Below are 12,530 nucleotides of genomic sequence, written 5' to 3' on the forward strand. Positions count from 1 at the left end.
CGGGGCAGGGCCCTCAGGCGTTAGTCGCGCCAGTGGCGCTTGTGCTTGCGGTGGCCATAGTGGTGACCACGGTCCCAGTGACGACGGTCGTCGTCGTAGCCGCGACGATAGCGGCGGCCATCGCGGTAATCGTCTTCGTCGGCCTCTTTGCCCAGGTAGTTACCCAGCGCACCACCGGCACCACCGCCGGCTGCCGCGCCAATGTAGCTACCCGTGGTGCCGCCCACGGAGCGACCGACCACGTTACCACCTGCAGCGCCCAGCGCGCCGCCGATAGCGGCCTCACCACGCTGGCGTTTGTCTGCGCCCAGGGCGCCACCTGCCGCACCGCCCAGACCGGCACCAATGGCGCCGCCGGTGCTGCCACCGATGGAGTTGCCCACGACAGAGCCCAGTACCCCACCCAATGCGCCGCCAATGCCGGCCTCGGTGGTGCCGCCTGCCATGGCAACGCCGCTGAGCAAGCTGAAAGACAACAACAGAATCGAGGAGTACTTCTTCATCAAGAGAGCCTCATAGGGATGACGAGGCGAATTTGAGGCTAAGAGACGTGGCTGGCAACGGAAATCCGACGAGTAACACGAGTTGTACACAATTCTCTAACTTGCTGTATTTACTATGAAACTTTATCGTTTTTAGGCTGTCTGAGACCTTTATGACAAAGCCCTGAGCCGCCACGGAACAGGGCTTTTTTCATTTTTACAGGATACGCCCGTCCTCGCGCGCACGCTCCAGCTTGATGGCAATGAACTTCGATGTTGGCGTATGGCTACCAACACCAATGCTCTCCAGTGGCACCAGCGGGTTCACCTCCGGGTAATACGCCGCCGCCTGCCCGGCAGGTATGTCGAAGGCCAGCAGGGTAAAGCCTTGCACCCGGCGCACATGTTCATCCCCCCACAGCGAAACGATGTCGACCTTCTGCCCCGGCTGGAAGCCCAGGCGGATGATGTCGGCTTCGTTGGCGAACAGCACCTCGCGTTGGCCGCGCACACCGCGGTAGCGGTCGTCCAGGCCGTAGATAGTGGTGTTGTACTGATCGTGCGAGCGCATCGATTGCATGATCAAGTCTGGCAACTGGCCGCTGGCCCGTACGCGTTCGTCAAGCAGCGTGTCGGGCAGCAGGTTGGCCTTGAAGTTGGCGCGGCCGGTGCTGGTCGCCCATTCGCGGCTGGCCGCGCTGTTGCCCAGATAGAAGCCACCCGGATTACGCAGGCGCTGGTTAAAGCCGCTGAAACCGGCAATGGTGTCGCCGATCAGATCGCGAATGCGGTCGTAGTCGGCCACCAGCCAGTGCCAGTCCACCGGTTGCTTGCCCAGCGTGGCGGCGGCGATGCCAGCGATCACTGCAGGTTCCGAGCGCATTTGCGTCGACAGCGGCTTCAGCTGGCCGTTGGAAGCGTGGACCATGCTGAACGAGTCTTCCACCGTGACTGCCTGCGGCCCGTCGGCCTGCAGGTCGATGTCGGTGCGGCCCAGGCACGGCAGGATCAGTGCCTGCTTGCCATGGACCAGGTGGCTACGGTTGAGCTTGGTGCTGATGTGCACGGTCAGCTCGCAGTTGCGCAGCGCCTGGGCGGTACGCTCAGTGTCGGGTGTGGCTTGGGCGAAGTTGCCGCCCAAGCCGATGAAAACCTTGGCCCGGCCATCGAGCATCGCGTGAATGGCTTCGACGGTGTTATGGCCATTGCGCCGCGGCACGGGGAAGCCAAAGCGCTTTTCGATGGCATCCAGCAGCGCCTCTGGCGGGCGCTCGTTGATGCCCATGGTGCGGTCACCCTGCACGTTGCTGTGGCCACGCACCGGGCACAGGCCGGCGCCGGGCACGCCGATGTTGCCACGCAGCATCTGCAGGTTGACGATTTCCTGAATGGTCGGCACCGAATGACGGTGTTGGGTGATGCCCATCGCCCAGCACATGATCACCCGCTTGCCGCGGCAGTACATGCGCGCGGCCAGTTCGATATCGGCCAAGGTCAGGCCGGACTGTGCCTGGATGTGCGACCACGGCGTGGCGTCCACCACGGCCAGGTACTCGTCGACGCCATGGCCATGTTCGGCGATGAAGGCGTGGTCGAACACGGCCGGTTCGCCGTTGGCCTGGGCTTCGCGTTCCCATTGCAGGGCGAACTTGGCCATGCCACGCAGCATCGCCATGTCGCCACCCAGGGCCGGGCGGAAGAAGGCGGTGTTGGTCGGACGGTCACTGTTGGTCAGCATTTCCAGTGGGTTCTGGGGGTGCTGGAAGCGCTCCAGACCACGCTCCTTGAGCGGGTTGATGCACACCACCTGGGCGCCACGTTTTACCGCATCGCGCAGTGGGTCGAGCATGCGCGGGTGATTGGTGCCGGGGTTCTGGCCCCAGACAAAAATAGAGTCGGCGTGCTCGAAGTCGTCGAAGGTGACTGTACCCTTGCCGACCCCGACGCTTTGCCCCAATGCCACGCCGCTGGCCTCATGGCACATGTTCGAGCAGTCAGGGAAGTTATTGGTGCCGTAGGCGCGCACGAACAGTTGGTACAGGTACGCCGCTTCGTTGCTGGCACGTCCCGAGGTATAGAATTCGGCCTGGTCAGGGTTGGCCAGCTTGTTCAGTTCGCGGGCGATCAGGGCGAAGGCGGCATCCCAGCTGATCGGCAGGTAACGGTCGCTGGGTGCGTCGTAGACCATCGGTTCGGTCAGGCGCCCTTGGTACTCCAACCAGTAGTCGCTCTGCTGCAGCAGCGAGGTGACGCTGTAACGGGCGAAGAAGGCTGCATCGACACGGCGCTTGGTAGCTTCCCAGTTCACCGCCTTGGCGCCGTTCTCGCAGAACTTGACCATGCCGCTTTCCGGCGAATCCCCCCAGGCGCAGCCGGGGCAGTCGAAACCGCCGTTCTGGTTGGTCTTGAGCAGGGCGCGAATGTTCTTCAGCGCGTTATCGCTGCCGACCCATGCCTTGGCCACGCTACGCAGTGCGCCCCAACCGCCGGCGGGGCCGTGGTAGGGCTTGTAGCGAGGAGGGGAGGCTGGGGCGTTGTCCGGAAGATGTTGGTACGAGGTCACGACTGTTACGACTCCGCCGCTGGGCTGTAGACCCGCGGTGCGCTGTGCTTGGGCAAATGGATAAGGTTGAGGTTGTGCTTGCGTGCCCATTGCAGGGCAAGGCCGGTGGGCGCTGACAGGCTGACCAGGGTCTGGATGCCGGCACGCAGTACTTTCTGGATCAGCTCCAGGCTGCAGCGGCTGGTGACGATGGCCAAGCCACCCTGGCTGTCGATGCGTTGCCGCAGCAGGGCGCCGATCAGTTTGTCGAGGGCGTTGTGCCGGCCGATGTCTTCGCGGCCGAGCAGCAGTTCACCTTGGCGGTCCATGAACAGTGCTGCATGTACGGCGCCGCAATGCTGGCCCAGTGGCTGGAAGGCGTCGATGCGCTCGCGCAGGCCGACCAGCCACTGGGCCGGGGGCAGGGGCGCACCCGGCAACACGGCCAGATCCGGCAGCGCCTGCTCCAGCGCCTCGACCCCACACAGGCCGCAACCACTGGTGCCGGCCAGTTGGCGACGCTGGTTTTTCAGGTTCCAGAACGCCCGGCTGGAGATTTCCAGGTCGGCGTACATTGCCGAGCCGCTGCCGGAAAGCTTGAGGTCGTAGATTTCTGCGGTGCCTTCGACAATGCCGCTGCCGACGCTGAAACCGACCGCGAAGTCTTCCAGATCGGTAGGACTGACCAGCATCACCGCCTGGTTGAGGCCGTTATAGACAATGGCCAGGGCCACTTCCTCGGCCAGCGGGGTGCTGTCGCGTTTGGCGTCGCTGAGCTGGACGTAATCGTAGGTGTTGCTGGCGGCGGGCATGGACAAGGGCGATGAGGCCGCGCAGACCGGAGGTTTGCTGTTCATCGGGGCGCTGAATACCGGCGGCTTTCTGATAGCACAAGCCTAGGCGTGCGGGCCGGCGGCGTCTAATCGCTAGGGTCTATGCCTTGATAGACCGCGTCGATTGGTCGCGCAGGGCGGGAGTGGTAAAGCTGGCCTAGACTCCTGTGTCCAAGGTTTCGTCAACAAGGAGAGCGCAATGAGCCTGTTCAGTTTCGTGAAGGAAGCCGGCGAGAAGTTGATCGACCTGCTGACCCCTGGCAACGCCAATGCCGAAGAGCAGCTTAAAAAACACGTGGAAGCTGTCGGCCTGGGCAACCCCAACATCACGGCCACTGTAGAAGGAGACAAGATCATCCTCAAGGGTGAAGTGGCCAGCCAGGAAGAGAAGGAGAAGATCATCCTGGCGGCGGGCAACATCAGCGGCGTGGCCAGTGTCGAGGACCAGATCACCGTGACCGGGCCGGTAGTCCAGGCGGCAAGGTTCGTCACTGTGAAATCGGGTGACACACTTTCAGCCATTGCCGTGGTCGTGTATGGCAGTGCCAACCAGTACAACAAGATTTTCGAGGCCAACAAGCCGATGCTCAAGCACCCGGACAAGATCTATCCGGGGCAGGTGCTGCGTATTCCTGACTGATCGCTGAAGTCTGTGCCGGCCTCTTCGCGGGCATGCTCGCTCCCACAGGTTGAGCGCCCTCTCACGGCTGGCGCAGTATCTGTAGGAGCGGGTTCACCCGCGAAGAGGGCCTCATAGGCCTACCAGTAACTCCCGGTAATCCTCGACCGCCGCAAACTCTTCAGTATCCCGCGGCCCTGCTTTGCTATCTGGCTGGCGCACCGCCAGCAAGTGCCCCACACCAAACCGCCGTGCACTGCGCAGAATCGCCAGCGTGTCATCAATGAACAGGCTGCGTTCTGGTTCGAAGCCGATATCCGCCTGCAGGGCATCCCAGAACTGCGGGCTTTCCTTCGGGTAGCCATAGTCGTGCGAGCTGATCAGCCGCTCGAAGTACGGTGCCAGCTCCACCCGTTCCAGCTTCAGCGACAGCGAGTCACGGTGGGCATTGGTGATCATCACGACACGCTTGCCGGCCTGGCGAATCGCCGCCAGGAAGGTATCGGCATCCGGGCGCAGGGCAATCAGGTCGGCAATTTCCCGCTTCAGCTCGCGAATGGGCAGGCGTAGCTCGCGGCTCCAGAAGTCCAGGCAGTACCAGTTCAATGTGCCGGCATTGCGTTCGAACAGCGGTTGCAGCTCCATTTCGGCCATGGCCCGGCTAACACCGTGCAGCTCGGCATAGCGCTGGGGCAGGTGGTCCAGCCAGAAGCGGTTGTCGTAATGCAGGTCGAGCAGGGTGCCATCCATGTCCAGCAGGACGGTATCGATGGCAGACCAGGGAAGAACAGGCATGGGAAACTCTCGATCAGTCGGCAAGCCACGGTATAGTAACCCGTTCACGCCAAGGAGCCGCCCCATGCGCCAGAAACCCACCGTACTCAGCCGCGAAATTGTCGCCAGTAGCCGCCTGTTCCGCGTCGAAGCCGTACAGCTGCGCTTCAGCAATGGCGCCGAGCGCACCTATGAGCGCCTGGTGGGCCGGGGTAACGGCTACGGCGCGGTGATGATCGTGGCCATGCTCGATGCCGAGCACGCCGTGCTGGTGGAGGAATACTGCGGTGGCACCGATGAATACGAGCTGTCGTTGCCCAAGGGCCTGATCGAGCCGGGCGAAGACGTGCTGGCGGCAGCCGACCGGGAGCTCAAGGAAGAAGCCGGTTTTGGCGCACGCCAGCTGGAGCACCTGACGGAACTGTCGCTGTCGCCGGGCTACATGAGCCAGAAGATTCAGGTGGTGCTGGCCAGCGACCTGTACGAAGAGCGCCTGGAAGGCGACGAGCCCGAGCCGATGCGGGTCGACAAGGTCAACCTGCGTGAGTTGTCGGCCTTGGCCATGCATCCGCAGTTCACCGAGGGCCGCGCCCTGGCGGCGCTGTACCTGGCCCGTGACCTGCTGATTCAGCGGGGGCTGCTGGAGCTATGAACGACCTGCAACTGATGCACGAAGTGGTCAAGCTGGCGCTGACGGCAGGCGAGGCGATCCTGCCATTCTGGCGCGCCGATGTCGCGGTAACCAACAAGGCCGACGATTCGCCGGTTACCGCCGCCGACCTGGCCGCGCACCGGGTAATTGCCGATGGTCTGCTGGCGCTGGCGCCGCAGATTCCGGTGCTGTCCGAAGAGGACTGCAATATTGCGCTGGCCGAGCGGCAAAGCTGGAGCCGCTGGTGGCTGGTCGATCCGCTGGATGGCACCAAGGAATTCATTGCCGGCAGTGAAGAGTTCACGGTCAACATCGCCCTGATCGAGAACGGCGAGGTGGTGTTTGGCGTGGTGTCGATGCCCACCAATGGGCGCTGCTATTTTGGTGGGCGCGGCATGGGGGCCTGGCGTGCAGATGCCGGTGAGGCAGCCCAGCTGATCCAAGTACGCAACGCACCCGCGCAGGGCGAGCGTTTTACCGTGGTGGCCAGCCGTCGGCATTCCAGCCCGGAGCAGGAAGCGCTGTTGGCCGGCCTTGGGGCTGCGGTGGGCGAACTGGAGCTGGCCAATATCGGCAGCTCGTTGAAGTTCTGCCTGCTGGCCGAGGGCAGCGCCGATTGTTATCCGCGCCTGGCGCCGACTTCGCAGTGGGACACTGCTGCGGCGCAGGGTGTGGTGGAGGGGGCCGGTGGCGAAGTGATCGGGCTGGATGGCTTGCCGTTCCGGTATCCGCCACGCGAGTCGCTGCTCAATCCGCATTTCCTGGCATTGCCTGCCAATGCTGCATGGCGCCAGGCCTTCCTGAACCTCATCTAACTGCCTGGCACGATCCTGTGGGAGCGGCCTTGCGTCGCGAAAGGGCCGCAAAGCGGCCCCGGCAATTCTGGCGGCGAAGCTGAAATCCTGGGGCCGCTTTGCGGCCCTGTCGCGACGCAAGGCCGCTCCCACAAAGGCCGCGTTAGTCGTACTAGCGGTGCAGAACGTACTGGCCGCTGAATTTCACTGCAGGCTCGTCACTTCCGGCATGGCTCACGGTGGTTTCCAACGTCAACCGCGCCCGCCCACGGCGCTGGTACAGGGTCAGGAACCGCTCCCAGGTTTTCTCGTCTGGCGCGGCACAACGCGCCACTGCCGTGCCGGTCACTGGCAACGGGTAGCTGATCTGCCCTTCCTGGATGACGATATGCCCGTCATCGATCCCCAGTTCACGCAGGCGCAGGTGCAGCCAGCCCCAACCCACCAGCACGGCTGCGCAGTACAGGCTGCCGCCGAACATGGTGCTTTTGTGATTGACGTTGGCCGCCAGCGGCAGCTGCAGGCGCAGGGTGTGCTGCTGCCAATCGATCACTTCCAGGCCCATCTCGCGTGTCAGGGGGATGTCGCTGTGCAGTACGGACTGCAGGTACTGGCTATTGGTGCTCATTAACGGTTGTCCTCTTGATCGTCATGCCCGCCGCTGCCGCCGTCGAAGTTCAAGCCATGCTTGCGCAGCTTGTCATGCAGGGTTTTGCGGGGGATACCCAGTGCTTCGGCCAGGCTCCGCATGGAGCCGTGTGGCTGGGCCAGTTCGGCGGCGATCAGCGAACGTTCGAACTGCTCGACCTGTTCGCTGAGGTTGCCGCTGAGCATGGGCGCTGCCGGCGCTGCTGCCGAGGGTGCCTGGCCATCGAGTGCCAGTTCCAGGCCAAGGGCGAAACGCTCGGCGGCGTTCTGTAGCTCGCGGACGTTGCCTGGCCAGTCATGACGCAGCAGCAGGGCGCGTTGCGCGGGTTGCAGCGCATGCGGCGACAGGCCATGACGTTGGCTGGCAGCATCGGCGAAATGCTGGAACAACACCAATATGTCGTCGCCGCGTTCACGCAGTGGCGGAATACGCAGCGGCGCCACGTTCAGGCGGTAATACAGGTCCGCGCGGAAACGCCCTTGGTCGGCAGCCTGACGCAGGTCTTCCTTGGTGGCGGCTATGATGCGGATGTCCAGCGGGATCAACTGGTTGCCGCCCAGGCGTTCGACCACCCGCTCCTGCAGCATGCGCAGTAGCTTCACCTGTACATCCAGGCTCATGCTCTCGATTTCGTCGAGGAACAGCGTGCCGCCGTTGGCAAATTCGAACTTGCCGATACGGCGTTTCTGCGCGCCGGTGAACGCACCGGGCTCGTGGCCGAACAGTTCGCTTTCGACCACCGACTCGGCCAGCGCGCCGGCGTTGATCGCCACGAACGGCCCTTCGCTGCGGCTGGACAGGTCGTGCAGCGCGCGGGCCACCACCTCTTTGCCAGCGCCCGTCTCACCCAGAATCAACACGTCGGCGCGGGTGCCGGCCAAGGCGCCGATCTGCTCGCGCAGGCGCAGCATGGCCGGTGAATGGCCGACCAGGCGGGTTGCCAGTTGCTGGCGGTCGCTCAGTGCCAGGCGCAGGCTACGGTTGTCCAGCACCAGTCGGCGCAAGGCCAGGGCGCGGCGTACGCTGTCGAGCAGGGCGTCTGTGGCAAAGGGTTTTTCCAGGAAGTCATAAGCCCCGGCACGCATCGCCTGCACCGCCAGCGGCACATCGCCATGGCCGGTTATCAGCAGCACCGGCAGTTCGCTGTCGCGGCCGTGCAGTTGTTCCAGCAACTGCAGGCCATCGATGCCCGGCATGCGGATGTCGCTGACCACCACGCCGGGCCAGTCGGCCTCGATACGTTCGGCCAGGCCTTGGGCCTCGGCCAGGGCGACTACCTTGAGCCCGGCCAGGTCCAGGGTCTGGCTCAAGGCTTGGCGCAGGTGGGGGTCATCGTCGACCAGGATGACCTGGGCTCGGCTGTCGATCAGTGTCTCGGTGGTCATGCCGAGGGGTCCTCCGAATTGGGCAAAGTAGCGCCAGATGCGGCCACACGCAGCTGGAGGGTCAGCATTGCACCACCTTCCGGGTGGTTGGCCAGCAGCAGTTCACCGCCCAGGGCGCGCATCAGGCTTTCACAGATGGCCAGCCCCAGGCCCAAGCCCTGGGTACGGGTCTTGGTGGTGAAAAACGGCTCCTTGGCGTGCTCCAGAGCCTGGCGGCTGAAGCCGGGCCCGTTGTCACGGATGTACAGGTAGACGCAGTCATCACGCTGCTCGGCACTTAGCCACAGGCGGCGCGGGTTGGCTTTTTCAGTCAGGGCGTCGAGGGCATTGGCCAGCAGGTTGCCTAGCACCTGGCGCAGGCGCGTTTCGCCGGCCTGTACCCACAAGGTGGCTTCCGGCAGGTCGCGGATCAGCTCTACGGCCATCGCCCGGCGGCGCTTGGCAAGCAGCGCCAGGGCATCGTCCAGGGCCGGCTGCAGGGCAACGCTCTCCGGGGCATGGCGGTCACGACGGGCGAAGGCACGCAGGTGGGCAATGATCGAGGCCATGCGCCCGGTCAGCTCGCCGATCAGCTTGAGGTTGCCGCGGGCGTCTTCGGTACGTTGGTGGTCGAGCAGGATCTCGGCATTTTCTGCGTAGCTGCGGATGGCGGCCAGGGGCTGGTTCAACTCATGGCTGATACTGGCCGACATGGTGCCGAGCACCGACAGCTTGCCGGCCTGCACCAGTTCGTCCTGTGCGCGCACTGCCTCTTGCTGAGCGTTTTCGCGCTCCAGCACGGCATTTTTCAGGCGGGTATTCAGGCCTTCAAGGTCGGCGGTGCGTTCGGCCACGCGCTTTTCCAGTTCCTGGCGGCCACGGGCTTCGAAGTCGATGCGGTCGATGTAATGGCGCCGCCGTTGCATCACCAGGCCTGCCAGCAACATCAGTACCAGCAGCGTGCCGGCACCGATGGCCATTACCGTCTGCACCGAGCGATCAACCAGCGTGCGCGGGGCAAGGATGCTGACTTGCCAGCCAGTTTCCTTGATGTCGCGGGTCTGGGTGATCCAGGCCTGCGGGTTGAGAACCAGCGGCTGTGGGGCCTGGGTCGGATAGGGCTGGATGGCGATGATGGCCTGGCGCTCGGCGTCGGTCAGCGTGCGGGTAGCACGGAAGCGCCAGTCGGGCCGTGAAGTCAGGATGACCACGCCATTGTGATCGGTCAGCAGCAGCTGCTCGGGCGTACGGCCCCACAGGGTTTCGGTGTGGTCGAGATCGACCTTGACCACCAGCACCCCGACGATCCGCTCGCGGTCCCGCACGGCCGCGGCAAAGAAGTAGCCGCGCTTGGCCGAGGTGGTGCCCTGGCCGAAGAAGCGGCCCAGGTGGCCAGCCATGGCTTCGTTGAAGTAGGGGCGGAAGGCGAAGTTTCGGCCGACGAAGCTGTCGTGCTTGTCCCAATTCGAGGCGGCCAAGGTGTTGCCGCTGACGTCCATCAGGTACATCACCTCGGCACCGGTCTGCTGCACGATGTCCTTGAGCAGGCGGTTGGCGTTGGTCACCGCTTCCAGGCGGAAAGGGTCGGCCAGCACGCCACGCAGCGCCGGCAAGTCGCCGAGAATTTGCGGCAAGGTCTCGTAGCGGTGCAGGGTGCCGAGCAGGTTGGCCACATACAGGTCGAGGGTCTGGCGGTTCTGCGAGGCCAGTTCTTCCTGGTAATAGCGTTCGGCCAAGTGATGCAGGGGCCACAGTAATGGGGCCAAGATCAGCGCCAGCAGGGCCAGGCTGCGCCAGCGGGGACGGCGTGGGGGCGTGGGCTTTGCAATCATCAGGTAAATGCGCCAGAAAAGTCTGACGCAATTATGCGCTAGTTAAGGCAGCAGTTCCGCCTCTGCCAATGGCAGGCCTACCTTGTCCTTGTCCGACAACAGCGGTGGTTGCTGCAGCCCCCAGTCGATGGCCAGTTGCGGGTCGTCCCAGCGGATGCAGCGGTCGGCGCCCGGGTTGTAGTAGTCGGTGGTCTTGTAGAGGAACTCGGCCGATTCACTCATCACCGCAAAACCGTGGGCGAAGCCAGGCGGAATCCACAGCTGGCGATGGTTGTCGGCTGACAGGTGCACCGCGACCCATTTGCCGAATGTTGGCGAGCTTTTGCGCACGTCCACGGCGATATCGCGGATCTCCCCGTGCACCACGCGCACCAGCTTGCCCTGGGTGTTTGCCACCTGGTAGTGCAGCCCACGCAGCACGCCCTTGATGGAGCGCGAGTGGTTGTCCTGAACGAACTCCACGTTCACGCCGGTTTGCTGTGAGAACTCACGGGCGTTGAATGCCTCGAAGAAAAAACCACGGCTGTCAGCGAACACCTTCGGCTCGATGATCAGTACTTCAGGGATTGCTGTAGGGATGATGTTCATAGCGGCTCGCTGGCCCGTCGTTCAAGTATTGACCCTAGTCGGCCTTGCCGGAAATTTCCGCGCGTAGCTGTAACAGGATGCATAAGGTGTGGCTATGGTAGACAGCAGGCCGCTCCTTTCACCAGACCAGCGCTGACTGGTATCGATTGTTATCGATTTAAATTCGCCGAATGGCGCGGCATTCTTCGATTATCAGGCTTCAAATATCGATATATATCGGTTATAAATTGGCAAACGCCCCAGCACACCCGGCTCAGGGCCATCACAGAGGTCACCCATGAAAACCCTCAATTCCACGCCCCGTGCCGATGGTTTCCACATGCCCGCCGAGTGGGCCCCGCAGACTCAGGTGTGGATGGTCTGGCCGGAGCGCCCGGACAACTGGCGCCTGGGCGGCAAGCCGGCGCAGGCTGCCCACGTAACCCTGGCCAAAGCCATTGCCCGTTTCGAACCTGTGACCGTCGCGGCCTCCGCCGGCCAGTACGAAAACGCCCGGCGCCAACTCGACCAGCCGAACATTCGTGTGGTTGAAATCAGCAACGACGATGCCTGGGTGCGTGACACCGGCCCTACCTTCGTCATCAACGACCATGGCGAAGTGCGCGGCGTAGATTGGGGCTTCAATGCCTGGGGCGGCTTCGACGGCGGCCTGTACGCACCCTGGAACCGCGACGAGGAACTGGCCGCCAAGGTGCTGGAAATGGAGCGCTGCCAGCGCTACCAGACCGAAGGTTTTGTGCTTGAAGGTGGTTCGATCCACGTAGACGGTGAAGGCACCGTGATCACCACTGAGGAATGCCTGCTCAACCGCAACCGCAACCCGCACCTGAGCCGCGAGCAGATCGAAGCGGTGCTGCGCGATCACTTGGCGGTCGACACCGTGGTATGGCTGCCTGATGGCTTGTACAACGACGAAACCGACGGCCACGTCGACAACTTCTGCTGTTACGTGCGCCCGGGCGAAGTGTTACTGGCCTGGACCGATGATTCCAACGACCCCAACTATGCGCGCTGCCACGCGGCCATGGATGTGCTGAAGAACACCCGCGACGCCAAGGGCCGCGAGTTCATCGTGCACAAGATGCCGATCCCGGGCCCGCTGTTCGCCACCGCCGAAGAGTGCGCCGGTGTCGACCAGGTCGCCGGCAGCCAGGAGCGTGACCCGTCGGTGCGCCTGGCGGGTTCGTACGTGAACTTCCTGATCGTCAACGGTGGCATCATTGCCCCAAGCTTCGACGACCCGGCAGATGCCGAAGCCAGAGCGATCCTGGCAAGGATCTTCCCCGACCATGAGGTGGTAATGATCCCGGGCCGCGAGCTGCTCTTGGGTGGCGGCAACATTCACTGCCTGACCCAACAGCAGCCGGCGCCGGTCAAGGGCTGAGCGCGTAATGAATGAAG

General features: G+C 63.6%; 12 protein-coding genes. 4 read left to right on the forward strand and 8 right to left on the reverse strand.

The genetic code is table 11. The annotated features are described in order from the left end of the window. Positions 1-20: 20 nt before the first annotated feature. The 3 genes from REH59_RS01075 to fdhD form a co-directional block, all read right to left on the reverse strand. On the reverse strand, positions 21-503 hold the full coding sequence (locus REH59_RS01075; protein WP_003255803.1) for a glycine zipper domain-containing protein: 483 nt from the start codon (positions 501-503) through the stop codon (positions 21-23). Positions 504-699: 196 nt separating this feature from the next. Next, complete coding sequence (locus REH59_RS01080; RefSeq protein ID WP_003255801.1) at positions 700-3,045, reverse strand: FdhF/YdeP family oxidoreductase; 2,346 nt, start codon at positions 3,043-3,045, stop codon at positions 700-702. Positions 3,046-3,050: 5 nt separating this feature from the next. Beyond that, on the reverse strand, positions 3,051-3,881 hold the full coding sequence (fdhD, locus tag REH59_RS01085; RefSeq protein WP_003255800.1) for a formate dehydrogenase accessory sulfurtransferase FdhD: 831 nt from the start codon (positions 3,879-3,881) through the stop codon (positions 3,051-3,053). Between the two features lie 175 nt (positions 3,882-4,056). Between fdhD and lysM the strand changes: the two genes are divergently transcribed. Beyond that, the gene (gene lysM / locus REH59_RS01090) at positions 4,057-4,497 is read left to right on the forward strand and encodes a peptidoglycan-binding protein LysM (RefSeq protein WP_004575933.1); all 441 of its coding nucleotides are present in this window, start codon (positions 4,057-4,059) and stop codon (positions 4,495-4,497) included. Between the two features lie 111 nt (positions 4,498-4,608). Here the strand turns inward: lysM and yrfG are convergent, their stop codons facing one another. Next, positions 4,609-5,271: a GMP/IMP nucleotidase gene (gene yrfG / locus REH59_RS01095; protein WP_003255795.1), complete on the reverse strand. Its 663-nt coding sequence runs from the start codon at positions 5,269-5,271 to the stop codon at positions 4,609-4,611. Between the two features lie 64 nt (positions 5,272-5,335). On the opposite strand from yrfG, the gene nudE reads away from it, so the two are divergent. Continuing rightward, complete coding sequence (nudE, locus tag REH59_RS01100; RefSeq protein WP_003255794.1) at positions 5,336-5,902, forward strand: ADP compounds hydrolase NudE; 567 nt, start codon at positions 5,336-5,338, stop codon at positions 5,900-5,902. Then, positions 5,899-6,717 (forward strand): 3'(2'),5'-bisphosphate nucleotidase CysQ, encoded by an 819-nt coding sequence (cysQ, locus tag REH59_RS01105; protein ID WP_003255792.1) that lies wholly within the window; start codon positions 5,899-5,901, stop codon positions 6,715-6,717. Before nudE ends, cysQ begins: the two co-directional genes overlap by 4 nt. Before the next feature lie 151 nt (positions 6,718-6,868). Here the strand turns inward: cysQ and REH59_RS01110 are convergent, their stop codons facing one another. Genes REH59_RS01110 through rfbC form a run of 4 tightly spaced genes read right to left on the reverse strand, consistent with a single transcriptional unit; the run spans position 6,869 to position 11,129 of the window. Beyond that, positions 6,869-7,324, reverse strand: coding sequence for a YiiD C-terminal domain-containing protein (locus tag REH59_RS01110; RefSeq protein WP_014860372.1), 456 nt, complete (start codon positions 7,322-7,324; stop codon positions 6,869-6,871). Then, entirely contained in the window at positions 7,324-8,730 is a 1,407-nt protein-coding gene (locus tag REH59_RS01115; protein ID WP_014589347.1) for a sigma-54-dependent transcriptional regulator, read from the reverse strand. The genes REH59_RS01110 and REH59_RS01115 overlap by 1 nt, the downstream gene beginning before the upstream one ends. Continuing rightward, a complete protein-coding gene (locus REH59_RS01120; protein ID WP_004575931.1) occupies positions 8,727-10,541 on the reverse strand; it encodes a sensor histidine kinase in 1,815 nt (604 codons plus the stop codon). The genes REH59_RS01115 and REH59_RS01120 overlap by 4 nt, the downstream gene beginning before the upstream one ends. A 42-nt stretch (positions 10,542-10,583) precedes the next feature. Next, entirely contained in the window at positions 10,584-11,129 is a 546-nt protein-coding gene (rfbC, locus tag REH59_RS01125; protein WP_003255787.1) for a dTDP-4-dehydrorhamnose 3,5-epimerase, read from the reverse strand. Positions 11,130-11,406: 277 nt separating this feature from the next. On the opposite strand from rfbC, the gene aguA reads away from it, so the two are divergent. Then, positions 11,407-12,513 (forward strand): agmatine deiminase, encoded by a 1,107-nt coding sequence (gene aguA / locus REH59_RS01130; RefSeq protein WP_014860373.1) that lies wholly within the window; start codon positions 11,407-11,409, stop codon positions 12,511-12,513. Positions 12,514-12,530 lie beyond the last annotated feature (17 nt).

It is taken from the genome of Pseudomonas sp. BO3-4, from assembly GCF_034044115.1.
GTDB lineage: Bacteria > Pseudomonadota > Gammaproteobacteria > Pseudomonadales > Pseudomonadaceae > Aquipseudomonas > Aquipseudomonas alloputida.

Bases quoted from the DNA above. Each gene is read 5' to 3' on its own strand.
- REH59_RS01075 (WP_003255803.1), bottom strand. From the start codon at position 503: ATGAAGAAGTACTCCTCGATTCTGTTGTTGTCTTTCAGCTTGCTCAGC.
- REH59_RS01120 (WP_004575931.1), bottom strand. From the start codon at position 10,541: ATGATTGCAAAGCCCACGCCCCCACGCCGTCCCCGCTGGCGCAGCCTG.
- nudE (WP_003255794.1), top strand. From the start codon at position 5,336: ATGCGCCAGAAACCCACCGTACTCAGCCGCGAAATTGTCGCCAGTAGC.
- lysM (WP_004575933.1), top strand. From the start codon at position 4,057: ATGAGCCTGTTCAGTTTCGTGAAGGAAGCCGGCGAGAAGTTGATCGAC.
- fdhD (WP_003255800.1), bottom strand. From the start codon at position 3,881: ATGAACAGCAAACCTCCGGTCTGCGCGGCCTCATCGCCCTTGTCCATG.
- rfbC (WP_003255787.1), bottom strand. From the start codon at position 11,129: ATGAACATCATCCCTACAGCAATCCCTGAAGTACTGATCATCGAGCCG.
- yrfG (WP_003255795.1), bottom strand. From the start codon at position 5,271: ATGCCTGTTCTTCCCTGGTCTGCCATCGATACCGTCCTGCTGGACATG.
- cysQ (WP_003255792.1), top strand. From the start codon at position 5,899: ATGAACGACCTGCAACTGATGCACGAAGTGGTCAAGCTGGCGCTGACG.
- REH59_RS01115 (WP_014589347.1), bottom strand. From the start codon at position 8,730: ATGACCACCGAGACACTGATCGACAGCCGAGCCCAGGTCATCCTGGTC.
- REH59_RS01110 (WP_014860372.1), bottom strand. From the start codon at position 7,324: ATGAGCACCAATAGCCAGTACCTGCAGTCCGTACTGCACAGCGACATC.
- aguA (WP_014860373.1), top strand. From the start codon at position 11,407: ATGAAAACCCTCAATTCCACGCCCCGTGCCGATGGTTTCCACATGCCC.